The organism is Pseudomonas sp. LJDD11 (assembly GCF_024584215.1).
GTDB lineage: Bacteria > Pseudomonadota > Gammaproteobacteria > Pseudomonadales > Pseudomonadaceae > Aquipseudomonas.
Genome location: NZ_JANJFL010000009.1, coordinates 190,968 through 210,152 on the forward strand (window position 1 = coordinate 190,968; position 19,185 = coordinate 210,152).

8 protein-coding genes are annotated in these 19,185 nt (G+C 61.8%); 4 read left to right on the forward strand and 4 right to left on the reverse strand.

Going from position 1 to position 19,185, the window contains the following annotated elements; genetic code table 11:
• Positions 1-293: 293 nt before the first annotated feature.
• A complete protein-coding gene (locus tag NRB16_RS13345) occupies positions 294-1,535 on the forward strand; it encodes an OprD family porin (RefSeq protein ID WP_045486630.1) in 1,242 nt (413 codons plus the stop codon).
• Positions 1,536-1,660: 125 nt separating this feature from the next.
• Positions 1,661-3,544, forward strand: a complete 1,884-nt coding sequence (locus tag NRB16_RS13350; protein WP_052483386.1) for a methyl-accepting chemotaxis protein — start codon at positions 1,661-1,663, stop codon at positions 3,542-3,544.
• Positions 3,545-3,741: 197 nt separating this feature from the next.
• Here NRB16_RS13350 and mscK read toward each other — a convergent pair whose 3' ends face one another.
• Together mscK and NRB16_RS13360 are read right to left on the reverse strand one after the other, a co-directional pair.
• Positions 3,742-7,113: a mechanosensitive channel MscK gene (mscK, locus tag NRB16_RS13355; RefSeq protein ID WP_253114731.1), complete on the reverse strand. Its 3,372-nt coding sequence runs from the start codon at positions 7,111-7,113 to the stop codon at positions 3,742-3,744.
• An 81-nt stretch (positions 7,114-7,194) separates the two neighbouring features.
• A complete protein-coding gene (locus tag NRB16_RS13360; RefSeq protein ID WP_257106300.1) occupies positions 7,195-8,937 on the reverse strand; it encodes a potassium/proton antiporter in 1,743 nt (580 codons plus the stop codon).
• Between the two features lie 216 nt (positions 8,938-9,153).
• Between NRB16_RS13360 and NRB16_RS13365 the strand changes: the two genes are divergently transcribed.
• Positions 9,154-11,796, forward strand: coding sequence for a dermonecrotic toxin domain-containing protein (locus NRB16_RS13365; RefSeq protein ID WP_257106301.1), 2,643 nt, complete (start codon positions 9,154-9,156; stop codon positions 11,794-11,796).
• 60 nt (positions 11,797-11,856) lie between these two features.
• On the opposite strand, the gene putA is transcribed toward NRB16_RS13365, so the two are convergent.
• Positions 11,857-15,807, reverse strand: a complete 3,951-nt coding sequence (putA, locus tag NRB16_RS13370) for a trifunctional transcriptional regulator/proline dehydrogenase/L-glutamate gamma-semialdehyde dehydrogenase (protein WP_257106302.1) — start codon at positions 15,805-15,807, stop codon at positions 11,857-11,859.
• Positions 15,808-16,242: 435 nt separating this feature from the next.
• Between putA and putP the strand changes: the two genes are divergently transcribed.
• On the forward strand, positions 16,243-17,733 hold the full coding sequence (putP, locus tag NRB16_RS13375) for a sodium/proline symporter PutP (protein ID WP_253140295.1): 1,491 nt from the start codon (positions 16,243-16,245) through the stop codon (positions 17,731-17,733).
• A gap of 54 nt (positions 17,734-17,787) precedes the next feature.
• Here the strand turns inward: putP and NRB16_RS13380 are convergent, their stop codons facing one another.
• The gene (locus NRB16_RS13380) at positions 17,788-19,011 is read right to left on the reverse strand and encodes a transposase (protein ID WP_257106303.1); all 1,224 of its coding nucleotides are present in this window, start codon (positions 19,009-19,011) and stop codon (positions 17,788-17,790) included.
• Positions 19,012-19,185 lie beyond the last annotated feature (174 nt).

Consider the following 19,185-nt stretch of genomic DNA (forward strand, 5'->3'; position numbering starts at 1 on the left):
GCCAAGGCGGTGTACGGGCGCACCCAAGAGAACTGGCCGGTAAGTGGCGGGTGTAGGAGGGGCTTTAGCCGCAAAGCCTTCGCGGCTAAAGCCACTCCTACGGGTTGTTCCTTATAAAACAATTATTCGTAATCTTGTTTGATGAGCGCTGCGTTCGCAAAGAAGCTATCGCAGCTAAAGCGGATCGCCGCCCGGCTGCGGCGTGCGGCTGCATGAAAGTAGTCAGAGTTGTCGCAATAACCATAAAAACAAACTTCTTCAATTGACGCTGCCATTATCAGGAGCATGACGTGATGTCGATCAATAAGAGTCTGGTGCTTACTTGCGCCTGCGTTTCCCTGTTGCCATTGAATGCCTCGGCAGACTTTATCGCCGATAGCAAGGCCAGTGTTGAACTGCGCAACTTCTACTTCAACCGCGACTTTCGCAACGGCCCGCCGACCGCCCAGCGCGACCCGGCGGCCGAATGGGCGCAAGGGGCGATCCTGCGGCTGGAGTCGGGTTATACCGCTGGCACTGTCGGCTTTGGCCTCGATGCCATGGGTATGCTGGGTATCAAGCTCGATGGCGGCGACGGCACCGGCGGCAGTGGCCTGTTGCCGGCCGACCTGAGTTCACGCAATGGCCGTGGCTCGCAGGACGAATACGCCAAGCTGGGGCTGACCGCCAAAGCCAGAATCTCCGAAACGGTGCTCAAGGTCGGCTCGCTGGCGTTTCGCAGTCCGGTGGTGTCGAGCAACGACACCCGCTTGCTGCCGGCCACCTTCGAAGGTGCCATGCTGACCTCCAAAGACATCGATAAGTTGACCCTGCAAGGCGGCCAACTGACTCAGATCAAGTTCAACAGTTCTTCGAACTATCAGGACTTCAGCGGTAACCGGGTGGGCGGCAGCAGCGATGCCTTTAACTTTGCCGGCGCCACTTACAGTTTCAGCAAGACGCTGAGTGCCAGCCTGCACTATGGCAATCTGGAGGATATTTATCGCCAGTACTACGGGGGGGTGATCTATGAAGTTCCCCTGGCGGCACAGCAGTCGCTGAAGTTTGATCTGCGGTATGCAAAAAGTACCGAGGATGGCAACTTTCGGGCGCTGGATAACCGGGCGGCCAACGGTTTGGTCGCGTACACAGTGGGCAGTCACGTATTGACCGCCGGCTACCAGCGTATGTCAGGTGATGATCCGTTTCCGTACATCGCCAACAGTGATCCGTACCTGGTCAACTTCGTCCAGATCAATGACTTTGCCAATATTGAAGAACGCTCCTGGCAGCTGCGTTACGACTACAACTTCGCCGCGTTGGGCGTTCCCGGCCTGACCTTCATGAGCCGCTATGTCAGCGGCGACAACGTGCGGGTGGCAGGCAGCAACAGCGGTAAGGAATGGGAGCGCAACACCGATATCGGCTATGTGATCCAGAGCGGCTCGCTGAAAAACCTCGGCTTCAAGGTGCGCAATGCCACGGTGCGTTCCAACTTCGGCAATGACCTGGACGAGACCCGCCTGATCCTCAGCTACACGCTGCCACTCTGGTAACAGGTTGCGGCGCGGCTTCAACGGGGCGCCTCTAAAAACGCTGCGATGGCAACGCAGGTCGTTTTCAGAGGTGCCCAACGCTCTGCCAGCAGGTGGAGCTATCTGATAACCCAGGAGCGAGCGTGATGAAACGTCTCAGGTTTAGCCAAAAGATTATCCTGATCGCCTCGCTGGTGATCATGTTGGTGTTTGCAGCCTTTTGCGCCGTCAATGATGTGCGCTTGCGTGACGACAGCCTGCAACGCATTGAAAGCGGCACCCGCAACCTGGCCGGCTCCATGGCCCATGACATCCAGAGCTGGCTGGACGGCCGGATGATGCTGATCAAGGGCGTCGCCGAGTTTCTCGAGCGTGATCCTTCGCCGGCCGGCCTGCTCGAAGTGCTGCGCAGCCCGGTATTGATGGACCACTTCGTGGCCAGTTATGTCGGCACTGCGGCGGGTGCATTCCTGATCTACCCACCCCGCGAGATGCCCGCCGACTACGACAGCCGACAACGCCCCTGGTACAAGGATGCGCTTGAGCACGGCGCAGTGATGACCGAGCCTTATGTAGGTGTCGGGATCGATTACCGGATCATCAGCCAGGCGGTGCCGATCCGGGCCGGCCAGCAGGTGCTGGGTGTGCTGGGCGTCAACCTGAGCATCGAGAACATTGCCAAAACCCTCAACTCACAAGACTTCGAAGGCAATGGCTATGCGTTTCTGGTCAACCGCCAGGGCAAGATCCTGGTGCACCCCGACAAGACCTTGATCGGCAAAACGCTCACTGACCTGTTTCTGGGCCAGGCGCCGCCGCTGAGCGACCAACTGACTGAAGTCAGTAGCGCCGATGGTGAAAAGCTCAGCTTGTTCGTGCCCATCAAGGGGCTGGCTTCGCAGGACTGGTACGTTGGCATCGCCCTCGATAAACCGGCCGCGCTGGCCAGCCTCAGCGCCTTTCGCAACTCGGCGATCATCGCCACGGTCATTGCGGTGCTAATCAGCCTGATACTGCTGGGCCTGGCCTTGCGGTTGCTGATGAGGCCGCTGCGTCAGATTGGCCATGCCATGGACGATGTGGCCGAGGGCGAGGCCGACCTGACCCGCCGCCTGGCCATTGTCTCGCACGATGAATTCGGCCAGTTGGCGTCAGGTTTCAACCGCTTCGTCGATCGCCTGCACGCCTCGATCAGCGACGTGGCTGCCAGCGCCAATGCCCTGAAACAAGCCACCGGCAGCGTGCTGGGGGCGTCCAATTCGTCGGTGGCCAAGGCCCGCAGCCAGGCCGGTTACACCACCAGCGTAGCGGCGGCCATCGAGGAACTGGGCGCCACGGCGCAGAACATTGCCGGCAGCGCCTCGGCAGCCTCGCGCGAGGCGTCGGCAGCGCGCCAGCAGGTCCAGACCAGTTGCGCTTTGGTGGACGACACCGTGCGCGCCATGCGCAGCCTGCAGGACAACATTGCCCTGACCCGGACGCAGATCGAAGAGCTCAACGAACGCAGCGCCAATATCGGTACGGTGCTGGAGGTGATTTCGACGATTTCCGGCAAGACCAACCTGCTGGCCCTCAACGCTGCGATCGAGGCTGCCCGGGCCGGCGAGGCCGGCCGTGGTTTTGCGGTGGTCGCCGACGAAGTGCGCAGCCTGGCCCACCATACCCAGACCGCGACCGAAGAAATCCGCGGTGTCATCGAAGCGCTGCAACAAGGCGCGACCCAGGCTGCGCAAACCATGCTGACCAGCCACGAAATCGGCCAGCGCAGCGCCAACGTGGCCAGTCAGGCCGGCGCCAGCCTGCAAGCAGTGGTGCTGCGGATCGGCGAAATCGACGACATGAACCTCAGCGTGGCGGCGGCCACGGAAGAGCAATCCACCGCCGTTGACCAGTTGAACCGCGACGTACACGAGATCAACCAGCTCAACCAGCAAAGCGCCGCCAACCTCGACGACACCCTGCAAGCCTGCGCCCGGCTGGACGCCGAAGCAGGGCGCCTGCATGCGATTGTCGATACGTTCAAGTTGTGAGGGGATGAGATTATTTGCTTGCCTCTCGGCAGCCCTGAGTTCGCCCGCAGGGCGGACCCAAGCCAGGAGCAATACCTACTTTGGGCGTAACCAAAGTAGGTCGCCCGTCGGGGCGAAACCCGCAGTCCAGACAACCGCGGCAATAATATACACAGCAAGTCCAGCCGTTCGCGGCTAAAGCCGCTCCTACGGGGTTGTCAGCGTTTGGCTTCAGGCAGCTGCGGATCATCATCCTTTGGCAGCTTCTCCAGACTGACCGGAGCCACCTCACTAGCCGTACCCTCATGCGGATTGACCGGCACCAGCTTCAGCTCCCCGCCATGAGTATTCTTCAGATAGACCTCCATCTGCCGGAACGAGATATTGATCTTCTGCCGCTTGAACTCACGATTGATAAAGCGGTTGATCTCATCGAGCACCGGGTTACGGTCGCCCAGATCACGCACATGCATGCGCAACTCATGATCCAGCGTGCTTTCACCAAAGTTCAGGAAGAACACGATCGGCTCGGGTTCCTTGAGCACCCGTGGATTCTCACGTGCCGCCTGCAACAGCAAGGTGCGCACCAGGTCCAGATCCGAGCCATAGTCGACCCCGACCTTCAGCGTCACCCGAGTGATGGTGTCGGTCAGCGACCAGTTGATCAACTGGCCAGTGATGAAGGTCTTGTTCGGGACAATGATGTCCTTGCGGTCAAAATCGGTAATGGTCGTGGCGCGGATCCGGATCTTGCTTACCGTGCCCGACAGGTTGCCGATGGTGATGGTGTCGCCGATCCGCACCGGGCGCTCGAACAGGATCATGATGCCGGAGATAAAGTTGGCGAAAATCTCCTGCATACCGAAACCCAGGCCGACCGACAGCGCAGCGACCAGCCACTGTAACTTGTCCCAACTGACCCCCAGCGTCGACAGCGTGGTGACGAACCCCACCCCGGCGATGGTGTACGACAACAAGGTGGTGGTGGCGTAGGCGCTGCCCTGGGCCAGATCCAGGCGTGACAGCACGAACACTTCGAGCAGGCCCGGCAGGTTGCGTGCCAGCACAAAGGTGATGGTGACGATCACCAGTGCGCCGAGCATGTCGCCGAGGCTGATCGGCACCATGCTCATGTTGGCGCCGGTACCGCTGGTGTATTCGTACAGGGTCACGTTATCCAGATAGGCGAAGACCGTGATCAGGTCGGCCCAGACCCAGTACATCGCGCCAATAAACGCGGCCATCAGCGCCAGGCGGATCAACCGCAGCGACTGCTGGTTGACCTGCTCGATGTCCAGCTTTGGCTCTTCGATCGGCACATCACTGTCGCCGTTGTCCCGCGCCGCCTGACGTTTGGCCATGGCGCGCTGATAGGCCAGGCGCCGCGCCGCGACGTTCAGGCCGCGAATGAACGCCGCTTCCACCACCAGCCAGAGCAACAGCAGGTACAGGGTGTCGATCAGCCGGTCTGTGAGTTTCAGAGCGGTGTAGTAGTAACCGAAGCACACCGCCACGAACAGCGCCGCCGGCAGGACGGTAAACGCCAGGCCCAGGGTCTTGCGAAACAGCGAGGCATTGTGGTGGGTGGGGCTGGCCAGCAGCAGGCGGCCCAGCAGCAGGGTCATCAGTGCGTAGCAACTGAGCACCACGCCAATCCCCAGCACGTCATCGGCCAAGGCGGCTGGCTGGTGTTCGGCCACTGCCACCACCGCGACCAACGCCAGTACCACCAGGCCCAGCCGGCGTACCCAGCCGCGCAGGAACTCGACCTGGGAAGGCTCCCAGCGAAAATGCAGTTGCGCCACGCCGTCAGGCGCCAGTACCCGGTAGGCGGTATAGAACATCAGCCAGGTGATGCCGATCTCCTGCAAGGCCAGACCCAGGCTGGCGTTCTGGCCGCGTGCATCGATTTGCAGGGCATAACCACACAGCATCAGGGTCAGTGCGACCGGCAGGGCCAGGAGAATGTTGATCAGCAGGGCCGCCGGGGTTTTCCATTGGTTGTCGCGGCGAAAGTGACCGATATCGGCGTGCAGATAGCCGAGCTTGTCGTACAGCGCCTTGCGTTTCCAGATCAGTGCGCCGATCAGCAACAGCAGTGGCAGAAACAACCAGGGGCGCTGGGTAAGGCCGTCGGACAGTTCGCTGACGCTGGACGCCCACGGCAGTGTCGACACCTGCTTGGTCAGGCGCGGCCCGATGCTCTGGAACCATTCCAGGTCCAGCGGCTTGTTGCTGGGGATCCAGAACATCTGCTCATCGAGGGTGGCGCGCAGGCTGGTGCCGGTGCTGATCAACTGCTTCTGGTTGAGCTGCAGGTTGATCGACTCGTTGAGCATGGCGGCCAGCAGCCGGTTCAGGCGTTCAAGCAGATCGCTGCGGGTCACTGCCAGGTCCATCAGGGTACGGCGCAAGGCCGGCGTGACCTGTTCTGACGGCTGGCTGGCGAGCAGTTTCTCGACATAGGCCAGCGGCGTGCTGATTTGTTCACGCTGCTGGTTGACCTCGAACTGATACAGGCGGATATCGGCGATTTCATCGGCCAGGTTCTTGTCCACCTGCAGGTGCGGCAGGGACTGCTTTTGTTTGTAGAGGATCTTCGACAGCAACAGGCTGCCGCTCAGGACATTGATCTGCTCATCCAGGGCCTGGTCGGTCTGGGTCAGATTGTCCAGTTGCTGTTTGGTCTGCAGGTTGCGCTGGGTCAGCTCGTTGAGCCGCTCGGTGCCGCGCAGCAGGTAGTCAGAGAGCTTGAGGTTGGCGGCGCTTTCGCTGGCCAGCAGGCTGCTGCCACCGGCCTTCTGCGCTTCGGCGGCCAGTTCTTCGACGGTCTTTTGCGACTGGGCGCGGCGCTTGTCGTTGATCAGGGTCTGCAGGTCCTGGATTTCCTGATCCTGGCGCTGCACCTTTTCGGCCAGCAGGTCATGTTGACTGTTGCCCAGGTCCTGCAACTGGCTGTTGCCGGCCAGTTCCTGGCGGCGCAACTGGCTGAGTGCATTGAGCGAAGCAATCTCGGCGTTATACAGGTTGCGCTGATCGCCGCTGAGCGGCTTGCCGCCTTCCTTGCCGTTCTTGAGCAGGGTATTGAGCTGCTGCGTGCGGGTCTGGTTGTGGCTGATCTCTGCCTGAGCGCGCTCGGGACGGGTCTGGGCGGTGAGGATCAGGCTGTTGGCGTCGTTCAGAGCCTTTTGCAGGTCACTTTGCTGGGTGCTGCGCTCGCTGAGCAACTGCTCCAGTTGTGGCACATCCAGATTGGCGTAGCGCTGGGCAATCGGCACCACCTTACTGGCTTTGAGGCGTTCGAGTTCACGCTGATTGTCGATGACCTGCTTGGGTGCCTTGTCCAGTTGCTGCTTGAGCGCCGCCAGCTTCTGCTGGCTGTCGTCTTGCGCGTCGAGCAGCGCCAGGGTCTGTTCCAGCACCTGCTGCAGGGCTTTCTGGTCGGCGTCAGGCAGCTTGCGCTCGGCGATCTTGTCCAGGCTTTGCTGGACGCTGTCGCGGTTGGGCGGGTCGGCGGCCAGGGCCGTAAAGGAATGGCTAAGGCACAGGCCGAGCAGGGCGGCCGCCAGGAAGGCGCGCAAGGAAAACATAGACACCGATCACTTGCAAAAACGGACAGGCGCGCAGTGTAAAGCAATGCCCCCGCGCACGGGAGCACTGCCTATCGCCTATCAGAGAAACAGCGCAGGACCGGGGCGGGTGCCTTCGGGGAACTTGACTCCGACTTTCAGCAGCCGGTCGCCGTCCATGACGGCAGCGGTCCACAGGGTGCCGTTCCATTCGATCTGGTCGCCGACGATCACCGGGCCGCGGTTTTTCTGCACGATGAACTGCCACAGCGGCATGTTCGGGTCCAGGCCGTCCAGTTTCAGGCCGTACAGCGCAGCGACCGCGCCCAGTTGTGCATCGCCTTCGAGTACGAAGTCACCGAAGAAGCGCAGGTCCTGGCCACGTTGCGGCGCCTGGCTGAACAGTTTGCCCAGCGCCGGCAAGTTGTGTTCGTGACCGATCACACACAACAGGTCATCGACTTCCAGGGTGGTACTGCCGGATGGGTGGAGCAATTGCTGGCCGCGAAACAGCGCCGCAATCCGTGTGCCTTCAGGCATTTTCAGCTCGCGCAGGGCGGCGCCGATGCACCATTTTTCTGCGCCCAGACGGTAGACGAACAACTCCCACTCGCTGGTGACGTGGACTTCCAGGGCCGAGCGGGAAATCGGCGCAGGATCCGGCGGCACCGTGACTTTGAGCAGTTTGGCCATCCACGGCAGGCTGGTGCCTTGCAGCAGCAGCGAGACCAGCACGATGAAGAACGCGAGGTTGAAATACAGTTGGGCGTTGGGCAGCCCGGCCATCAGCGGGAATACGGCCAGAATGATCGGCACCGCACCGCGCAGGCCGACCCAGGCGATAAAGGCCTTTTCCCGGCCATGGAAGGCCTTGAAGGGGAGCAGGCCGACCAGCACCGACAGCGGCCGGGCCACCAGGATCATCCACAGCGCCAGGCCCAGGGCCGGCAGCGCGATGGGCAGCAGGTCATGCGGGGTGACCAGCAGGCCAAGCACCAGAAACATACCGATCTGTGCCAGCCAGGCCATGCCGTCAAGCATGTGCAGGATACCGTGGCGGCTGCGCACCGGGCGGTTGCCCAGCACCAGGCCAAACAGGTAAATGGCCAGGAAGCCGCTGCCATGGATGGCGTTGGTCAGGGCAAAGATCGCCATGCCCCCGGCAATGACCAGAATCGGATACAGGCCGGCGGCCAGGTTGATGCGGTTGACCAGTTGCAGCATCAGCCAGCCGCCACCCAGGCCCATCAGGCTGCCAATGCCGAATTCCTGAATCAGATGACCGAGCAGGCCCCAATGCAGCCCGGTCTGGCCGCTGGCAAGCATGCCGATCAGGGTTACAGTGAGAAACACCGCCATCGGGTCGTTGCTGCCCGACTCGATTTCCAGGGTGGCGGTCACCCGTTCGTTCAGGCCCTTGCCGCCAAGCAGCGAGAACACCGCAGCAGCGTCGGTAGAGCCAACGATGGCACCGATCAGCAGGCCCTGCATGATGTTCAGGTCAAACAGCCAGGCGGCGACCATGCCGGTCAGTGCTGTGGTGATCAGTACCCCGACCGTGGCCAGCGACAAGGCCGGCCAGAGTGCAACCCGAAAGCTCGAAACCCGGGTGCGCAGGCCGCCGTCAAGGAGGATGACTGCCAATGCCAGGTTACCGATCAGGTAGGCGGCGGCGTAGTTGTCGAAGATGATCCCGCCGCCGTCGACCCCGGCGACCATGCCCACGGCGAGGATGATGACCAGGATCGGGATGCCCAGCCGGGACGACAGCGAGCTGACCAGAATGCTTGCGCCGACCAACACCGCGCCGATCAGGAACAGGCTGTTGATGGTTGCGGCATCCAAGGGCAGTACTCCATGAGGGTAAGAATTAAGGCGCTTCTTGCGTAGCAAAACTCACTTATGCAGTCAGCGTGCCAACCGATTTAACCTGTTGAATTGCATGGCTGTCAAAGGCTTGTCTGTCTATCGAATGGGAAATGGCCTGTAGGTAAATAATTAACGCCCTGAAGGATTCCCGGTTTGCTTACGTGCATGGCTTTGCATAACAGGACCATTGCCATGTCACATTCAACCCATGATTTCTCGGCCGGTGTGGATCAGCACCGTTACATCTCGCAAGAAGTGCTGCTGCGCGAAAAGGCGCTGCAGTTCATTTCCGACTTCCCCGACGTGCACGCGATGGCCTGGGCGAGCGCCCGTAGCCTGATTCATGAGCTCTCAGGCAAAAAGCTGAACCCGGACAAGGTCTGGTGGCATCGTTTTGACAGCGCGGCCAGTAGCTCGCGCAGTTATACCGGCTGGGAACATGCCGGCGCGCCTGTTGAGTCGATGACCCTGGTCGAGCTGGTCATGCATCGCTTCAATGCCCATGACCAGAGCGCCAGCGATGAGCTGGATCTGTACAGTGGCTTCTACACCGACGGGCCACAGCACGGCCAGTACGATGAGCGCAATGAAGTCCCCATGCTGGCGCGCCAGGTACTGCAAAAGTTCTGGGCGCTGGATTTTGCCGGGCTGTTCCAGCAGCGCGTCAATCAGTTCTGGCGCGTCCATGGAGCAACCTTTACTGAGCTGGCCAAAGCCCGCTTGCTCGCCGCCGCAGGCCTGGCGGCGAGCAAGAGCGGATTGCCCGTGGCTGATCTGCAACGGCTGGTGCTTCTGCTCGGCCAGAGCGACAACACGGTCGCCGCCCCTCAGCCGGTGGCCCGGCAGGGCCTGAGTATTCGCAGCTTTGATATTGGCGGGCACGAGTCGAGCTTGATCATCCGGATGGTCGATGCCGGTGGCCGGCAGATTTTGTACACCCCTGGGTTGAAACGGGTGTTTCACGTTTTCGAGACTGAGCGGCAGTTGCATGAATGGGTGCGCGACCAGTTGCACGACGAACATCGCCGCCAGCGTTTCGAGGCGCTGTTTGTGTTCGCGCCGCAGGCCACCCAGGAGTTGCAGGCGTCATTGAGCAGCGTGCTGGATCAGCTTCGCGACCGCCCGTTCATGGCAGACCTCAATCTCATCGACCCTGTGGTTGCCGGGCTTTTCAATCGCAATGACCGGCCGCTTACCGGTGATGTCTTTGCGCACTTGCGCGCCCGCGCCGAGGAGGAGATGCAGGAAGTGGCGCGTGCCCTGACCTCCAATGCCGACCTGCGCAAGCAGATCTGGATCGGCTACCTGAGTGCCTTCACCCGGATCATCGGGCCGCTGGCCGTTGCCGGCTGGCCGTTGGCACTGGTGATGGTCGGGGCAGGAGTGGCCAATGTCGGGTTGAATATCGATCAGGCCTTGCATGGCAAAAATGCCCGGCAGCGCCAGGCCGGGCTGGTGGGCGCGGTGCTGAACTCGATCTTCGTGCTGTTCAACCTGCCCTTGCTGGCGGATGCGGCAGCGGGGGTCAGGGTGAGCGTGGCCGAAGTACCCGCAGCAGAGGGGGCGGTAGTTGTGGAGCAGGATCCGCAATGGATTGCCATGCAGCCCTTGAGTCATGAACGGCTGTTGTCCGGTGAAATACCGCTGCAGGGCATCGAACGCGACGCGGCGGGTGAAACCTGGATCATGCTGGACGATACGCCGCAACGGGTGCGGTTCAGCGCCCGGCTCAACGCCTGGATAGTCATCGACCCTGAAAATCCGTTCGCCTTTTTCGACATCACGCCTGTGCGCCTGAACGAGCAAGGCCAGTGGCAACGCTTGCCAGGGCTGCGCCTTAGCGGTGGCATGGAGCCGATCAACCCCGGTGCGCCGTCGACCAGCCAGGCAAGTGCTCTCGAACTCTCGACTGTGCAATCGCAGTTCTGGGACCTCTACATGCAGTTCAATCTGGATGAGGAAGAGACCCTCTCCATGCTGGCCTTGGATCGACAGAAAGCCGCCATCGACATTCGCGAGCAGCAGCCTGGCGATGAAATCGAGCGTGATAGCGAGGGCGACCAAGTGCTGGTCGATGCCTGGAACAACGAGTACCGGGTGTTTCGCAATGCCGCGGGGCGCTATGTTGGCGGCCGGGTGACGCGTTACACGGAGAACGAACATGCGATCAACGACTATCTGCGCACTGGCGTGGCGGGTATCACCAATCAGGTGGAGATGATCGAAGAACTGCTGGAAGACCTGAACCTGATCGGGCTGGATAACCGCGTCAACCTGTATCGCGGTGGCAGTGGTGTGCGGGGTACATCGGGGATGACTTTTCGCAATGGGCATATCAAGGCCGGCGACGTGCTGGTCAATACCGATTTCACCTCGTTCAGCGAAAACCCTTACGTGACACGCTCCTTCGCCAGCAGCCAGGCGGGGGCTCCTTCGTATGGCTTCAGCGGCCAGATCACCTTCGATGACACCTCGATCGTTTTCGAACTACCGGCCGGTCAGCATCTGGGGGCCACGCCCATTGCGCCTTTTTCGATCGAGGATGAAGAGGCCGAATCGCTGTTTACTCCAGGGCATTATTTTCAGGTCCAGGGCATTCATGAGGTCGTCGGCTCCCAATACCGGTTCGTTCGGGTTCAGCTCAAGGAAGTCCCGGCGCCTGCGGCGGGGCGTGCGCTGTATGAAATGCGCACGGGGCTGCCCTTTACCCGCGAGCAGTACGCCAGCAGGCTCGGGGTCGATGGTCAGCGACTGGTCGAGCGCTTCTTCCCGCTGCCTCTTGACCTGAGCCAGCCTGCCGCCTCGGCACCGGCTGCTGAAGCACCCGGTGTCTAGCGTTTGATCCAGGCATGAAAAAGAGAGCCGAAGCTCTCTTTTTTTTCCGCAATCGTGCTGTCAGCCGATGGTCATCAGGCTGGCGTTACCGCCTGCCGCCGCGGTGTTGACGCTCAGGGCTCGCTCGATCACCAGACGCTCCAGCGCAATGCCGGTTTCGCCATAGGGCAGGCCCTGTACGCCGACGATAGCGCCGCTGCGTTGCGCGACCTGCTTGCACAGGGCGCGCAACTGATCGCTGTCGCCATGGTGCAGCACGGCATCGAACACCACCTGCTCACTGTTCCAGTCCGCCACCAGTTGCAGGCGTGCCTGCACTTCGCGTGGCAAGCGGTTGCGCACCGAACGTGCCGGTTCGCCATCGATCAGCACGGCTTTGCTGCCCACTGCCAGAACGGCGGCGATCTGCGCAAGCAGGTCGCCTTCGTCTTCGGCCAGGCACAGTACCTGGTCTCGTGGCAGGATGGTGTAGCTGTTGCGCTCGCCGGTCGGCCCGGCCAGCAGGCGGCTCACACCGCTCTGCGACTGGGTCGCGAACTGCTCGCACAGGCTGACCAGTTCGCTGCGTTGCTGGCTGGCCGCCCAGGCCTTGAAGGCTTCCAGCGGTTTGAGCAGCGCTTCGCGCAGGCGGGTGTCCGGTGCTACACGGGCATCGGTTGCGGTGAAGGAATTGGCGATCGCATCCTGTGGACGAGTGCTCAGCAGGCGGTACAGGTACAGCGGGCCACCTGCTTTCGGGCCGGTCCCCGACAGCCCCTCGCCACCGAACGGCTGGACACCGACCACCGCGCCGACGATGTTGCGGTTGACGTACAGGTTACCGGCGTGAGCCTTGTCGATGACCTTGGCAATGGTCTCGTCGATACGGGTATGCACACCCAGGGTCAGGCCGTAGCCCGATGCGTTGATCTGCCCGATCAATGCATCCAGGTCTTTGCGGGCATAGCGCACCACGTGCAGCACCGGACCGAAGATCTCGCGTTGCAGTTCATCGAAGCTTTCCAGTTCGATCAGGGTCGGCATCACGAAGGTGCCGCGCTTGATCTGCGGGGTATCGGCCAGCGCCATCTGGTACACACTGCGGCCTTTGTCGCGCATGGCCTGGATGTGCTTCTCGATACCGGCCTTGGCTTCGGCGTCGATCACCGGACCGATGTCGACGTTCAGGCGCTCGGGGTTGCCCAGCCGGCTTTCGGCCATGGCGCCCTTGAGCATCTCGATCACGCGGTCGGCGGAGTCTTCCTGCAGGCACAGCACCCGCAGCGCCGAGCAGCGCTGACCGGCGCTGTCGAAGGCCGACGAGACCACGTCGATGACCACTTGCTCGGTAAGCGCTGACGAGTCGACGATCATGGCGTTCTGGCCGCCAGTCTCGGCGATCAGCGGAATCGGCCGGCCCTGGCTGTCCAGGCGCCCGGCGACGTTGCGCTGCAGCAGGCGCGCCACTTCCGTGGAGCCGGTGAACATCACCCCTTTGACCCGCTCATCACCGACCAGCCCGGCACCGACGGTTTCGCCACGGCCCGGCAGCAGTTGCAGCACCCCTTCAGGAATGCCGGCTTCAAGCAGGATGCGCACGGCCTGGGCCGCGACCAGCGGGGTCTGTTCGGCAGGCTTGGCCAGTACCGGGTTACCGGCGGCCAGCGCTGCCGCGACCTGACCGCTGAAGATCGCCAGCGGGAAGTTCCATGGGCTGATGCACACCACCGGGCCCAGCGGACGGTGGGCGTCGTTGTTGAACTCGCTGCGCGCCTGCACCGCGTAGTAACGCAGAAAATCCACTGCCTCGCGCACTTCGGCGATGGCGTTGAGGTAGGTCTTGCCCGCTTCACGGACCAGCAAGCCCATCAGTGGCTGGATTTCGCTTTCCATCAGGTCGGCGGCGCGCTCCAGAATGGCTGCGCGCTCGGCGGGCGGGGTGGCCTGCCAGATGGGACCTGCGCTCATGGCACACTGGATGGCGTTGTTGACGTCAGCCACGGTGGCTTCTTGCACCTGGCCCACTACATCGCGGTGGTCGGCCGGGTTGAGCACCGCTTGCGCAGGCTCTGCGCTGGACGTGCAGCCCAACAGCGGCGCAGCTTTCCAGGCATGGTTGGCGCTGGCCAGCAGGGCGCAGGACAACGACGCCAGACGGTGTTCGTTGGCCATGTCGATCCCGCTGGAGTTGGCCCGCTCAAGGCCATACAACTCACGCGGCAGAGGGATGCGCGGGTGCGGCAGGCCGCACTGGCCTTCCTGGGTGGCCATGCGTTCGATGCTGCTGACCGGGTCGGCGACCAGTTCCTGGATCGAAATCGACTGGTCGGCGATGCGGTTGACGAATGAGGTATTGGCGCCGTTTTCCAACAGGCGACGAACCAGATAGGCCAGCAGGGTTTCGTGGGTGCCAACCGGGGCGTACACCCGGCATGGACGGTTCAGCTTGCCATCGGCAACCTTGCCCACCACTTGCTCGTAGAGCGGCTCACCCATGCCATGCAGGCACTGGAATTCGTACTGGCCGGGGTAATAGTTCTGCCCGGCAATATGGTAGATCGCTGCCAGGGTATGAGCGTTGTGGGTGGCGAACTGTGGATAGATGACTTCCGGGGCGGCCAGCAGTTTGCGTGCGCAGGCAATGTAAGAAACGTCGGTGTACACCTTGCGGGTGTACACCGGGTAGCCTTCCAGGCCATCGAGCTGGGCGCGTTTGATCTCGCTGTCCCAGTAGGCACCTTTGACCAGGCGGATCATCAGGCGGTGGCGGCTGCGGCGCGCCAGGTCGATCACGTAGTCGATCACATACGGGCAGCGCTTCTGATAGGCCTGGATCACGAAGCCGATGCCGTTCCAGCCAGCCAGTTGCGGCTCGAAGCACAGGCGCTCAAGCAGGTCCAGCGACAGCTCCAGGCGGTCGGCTTCCTCGGCATCGATGTTCAGGCCGATGTCGTATTGCTTGGCCAGCAGGGTCAGCGCCAGCAGGCGTGGGTACAGCTCTTCCATAACGCGCTCGTACTGGGCGCGGCTGTAACGCGGGTGCAGGGCCGAGAGCTTGATCGAGATGCCCGGACCTTCGTAGATGCCACGGCCATGGGAGGCTTTACCGATCGAATGGATCGCCTGCTCGTAGGAGGCCAGGTATTTCTGCGCGTCGTGCTCGGTCAGCGCGGCTTCGCCGAGCATGTCGTAGGAATAGCGGAAGCCCTTGCTCTCGAACTTGCTGGCGTTGGCCAAGGCTTCGCCGATGGTCTCGCCGGTGACGAACTGTTCGCCCATCAGGCGCATGGCCATGTCGACACCCTTGCGGATCATCGGCTCGCCGCTCTTGCCGATGATCCGGCTCAGGGAGGAGGTGAGGCCGGTTTCGTTGTGGGTCGAAACGAGTTTGCCGGTCAGCAGCAGACCCCAGGTGGCCGCGTTGACGAACAGCGAGGGGCTGTTGCCCAGGTGCGGTTGCCAGTTACCGGTGCTGATCTTGTCGCGGATCAGCGCGTCACGGGTGCCTTTGTCCGGGATGCGCAGCAGGGCTTCGGCCAGGCACATCAGTGCCACGCCTTCCTGGGACGACAGGGAAAACTCCTGTAACAAGCCCTGGACAATCCCGGCCCGGCCGCCGGCGCTCTTCTGGTGGCGCAGTTTGTCGGCAATCCCGGCCGCCAGTTTGTGCGTGGCGTCGGCCAGCGGCGCGGGCAGGCGGGCCTGCTCCAGCAGCATCGGCACCACTTCCTGTTCAGGGCGGCGGTACGCCGAGGTGATGGCGGCGCGCAGCACCGACTGCGGCAGGATGCTTTCGGCAAATTCGAGAAACGGCTGGTAGCCAGTGTCGGCTGGCGCATCGACGCGCTCGTCACCGTCTTTGTCCTGGCCATTGAGTTCCGACAGGGTTGCGCCACTCTCGAGCTTTTCGAGGTAATTGAAAATCGCCTGCTTGATCACCCAATGCGGGGTGCGATCAATGGTCTGCGCAGCGGTTTTCAGACGGTCGCGGGTCTGGTCGTCGAGCTTGACGCCCAAGGTGGTGGTGGCCATGTCTTATCCTCGTAAGCGCCATCAGGGCAATGGCGTCCGGTTTTTGCCGCAGATTAGCTGTGAGTGCGCCAAGGTGCAACCAGGTGCAACCGAAAATTTCCAGGCTTTCATTTACCGTCTCTTGTTGGTGCTTCAGGCGCGAGTTCAAAGCCTGATGGCAGAGCCCTCGCGGTGTTGCCGACGGCAAGTCGCCCTGTCTTGGTGCGCAGCGTATTTTGCAAACGGGCGCCCATCAGGGTGCAACTTTGTTGGTAAATCGGTTGCACCGTTTTGCGTATGTTGTCTAGGATGCCGGTCTTGCGGTGCAACCGTAGCGCTTTCTTGCGGGCTCGCGTCAGCGATGTGTCGGGTGCCAGGTGCTGAGTCTGACCTTCCGGGGTCAATCGCCCAGCCTTGGGCCAGACGCTGTATAACAACAACGCCAAGGCAGAACATATGAGTCTTACCAACCCCACTCTGATCACATTCGTGATCTACATCGCAGCAATGGTCCTGATCGGCTTCTGGGCCTATCGGTCCACCAATAACCTTTCCGACTACATCCTTGGCGGACGCAGCCTGGGCAGCGTGGTCACGGCGTTGTCGGCCGGCGCTTCGGACATGAGCGGCTGGTTGCTGATGGGCTTGCCCGGCGCCATCTACATGTCGGGTCTGTCGGAAAGCTGGATTGCCATCGGCCTGATCGCCGGTGCCTACCTGAACTGGCTGTTCGTCGCCGGCCGTCTGCGGGTGCAGACCGAGTTCAACGGTGATGCCCTGACCCTGCCGGATTACTTCACCAGCCGTTTCGAAGACCGTAGTGGCGTGCTGCGGATCATCTCGGCCATCGTGATCCTGATCTTCTTCACCATCTACTGTGCTTCTGGCATCGTCGCCGGTGCACGGCTGTTCGAAAGCACTTTCGGCATGTCCTATGAGACAGCCCTGTGGGCCGGCGCTGCCGCGACCATCGCCTACACCTTCGTCGGTGGCTTCCTGGCGGTGAGCTGGACTGACACCGTGCAGGCTTCGCTGATGATCTTCGCCCTGATCCTTACGCCGATCTTCGTGGTACTGGCCACCGGCGGCGTCGATCCGGCGTTCCTGGCCATCGAAGCGCAGATTCCGGGCAGCTTCGACATGCTCAAGGGCACCACATTCATCGGCGTGGTTTCGCTGCTGGCCTGGGGGCTGGGATATTTCGGCCAGCCACACATCCTGGCGCGTTTCATGGCTGCCGATTCAGCCAAGTCGATTGTCAATGCCCGGCGTATTTCCATGGCCTGGATGATCCTGTGCCTGGGCGGCGCAGTGGCGGTGGGCTTCTTCGGTATCGCTTACTTTGCGGCCAACCCGGATGTGGCCGGTCCCGTGACCGAGAACCCGGAGCGGATCTTTATCGAGTCCTCCAAGCTGCTGTTCAACCCGTGGGTGGCCGGTGTGCTGCTGTCGGCCATTCTGGCGGCGGTCATGAGTACCCTGAGTTGCCAGTTGCTGGTGTGTTCCAGCGCACTGACTGAAGACTTCTACAAAGCCTACCTGCGCAAGGGCGCGAGTCAGCGTGAACTGGTCTGGGTGGGACGTGCGATGGTGCTGCTGGTGGCAGTGATCGCCATCATGCTGGCAGCCGACCCGAACAACCGGGTATTGGGTCTGGTCAGCTACGCCTGGGCCGGGTTCGGTGCCGCGTTCGGCCCGGTGGTACTGTTTTCGCTGTTGTGGAAAGGCATGACCCGTAACGGGGCGCTGGCAGGGGTAGTGGTCGGTGCCGTCACGGTGGTGCTGTGGAAGCAGTTCACCACCTTTGGCCTGTACGAAATTGTGCCGGGCTTCATCTTTGCGAGCATCGCCATTGTGCTGTTCAGCCTGCTCGGCGAGAAACCTTCGGCGGCCATGCGCGAGCGCTTCGAAGCGGCCGACAAGGCCTATAAAGAGGCTGTTCGCTAAACCTTGCGTCATTGACATCCTCCCCGGCCTGAAGGCCGGAGATTCCTACGGCGCTCAGGCGCGGCATCGAGCCGCCCCTGAGTCGCTTCGGTGGGTTCCTGCTGCTGGCGCCATGACCTCTGCGCTCACTTCACAGGCTAACCGGGCGTGTCCCGCCCTTAGTACATTCATCGCGCCGACCACATCGGCGTTGCCTTCGAAACCACATCCCACGCACCTGAACAGCGCCTGCGTCTGGCGGTTGGCCGCCGACACATGGCCGCAACACGGGCACCTGCGGCTGGTATTTTGCGGCGGCACGGCAATCAGCCAGCCGCCGCGCCACGCCAGCTTGTAGTCCAGTTGGCGGCGGAACTCGAACCAGCCCTGATCGAGGATGGCCCTGTTCAGGCCAGATTTGGCCCGAACGTTTCTTCCCGGTGCCTCTGCCGTGCCTGCCGCCGACCTGGACATATTGCGTACCTGCAAGTCCTCGATACACACCATCGCGTGGTTTTGGCTGATCGTGGTGGAGCACTTGTGCAGGTAGTCGCGGCGGGCATTGCCGATGCGCGAGTGAATGCGCTGGACGCGGGCTTTCGCCTTCTTCCAGTTGCGGCTGAATCTGACCTTGCGGCTCATCGCCTGCTGCGCTTTGCACAGCGCGGTTTCATGGCGTTTGAAGCTGTTCAGGGGTGCGTAGAACGAGCCATCCGAAAGCGTGGCGAACCGGGCAATGCCCATGTCGATGCCAACTGCCGCCCCCTGTGCCGTGGGCTGCTCATCGATCTGGCGTTCGGTCTGGATACTCACGAACCACTTGCCACACGACTGGCTCACGGTGATGTTCTTCACCGTGCCAGGCACCTCGCGGCTGTTGCGGTAGCGCAGCCAGCCCAGCTTGGGCAGAAACAGGCGGCTGTTGGTCTGGTCGAGCTTGATCTGTTTCGGGTCGGGATAGCGGAAACTGTCGCGCTGCACCTTCTTCTTGAACCGGGGAAAGTCGGCTCGCTTGGCGAAGAAGTTGGTGTAGGCCCGCTCCAGATCCTTGAGGCTCTGTTGCAACGGGTGAACAGGCGCATCGGCCAGCCATGCGGTTTGCGGGCTATGGCGCCACTCGGTCAGCAACTTGCACAGGCCCGCATAGCCGAGCTTCTTCTCGCCTTGCTCGTGGCGCTCCTTCTGCAACGCCAGCGCCTTGTTGAAGACGAAGCGACAGGAGCCGGCAAAGCGGCGCATTTGCCGCTCCTGCCGGCCGTCTGGCATGAGTTCGTACTTGAAGGCTTGAAGTCGTTGCATGCTGCTCTTGAGCCATGAGCAATGAAGACGACATTAGGCGCGGACGGCACGGTGTTTTCAAGGTGCATGCCCATGGGGTCTTTGTAACGAAATACCGCCGTATAAGGGCATCTGTGTCGCCGTGTTACTGCGCTTCATCCTGTGGCGGTGCGTCCATCGAACAGCAGCAGACAC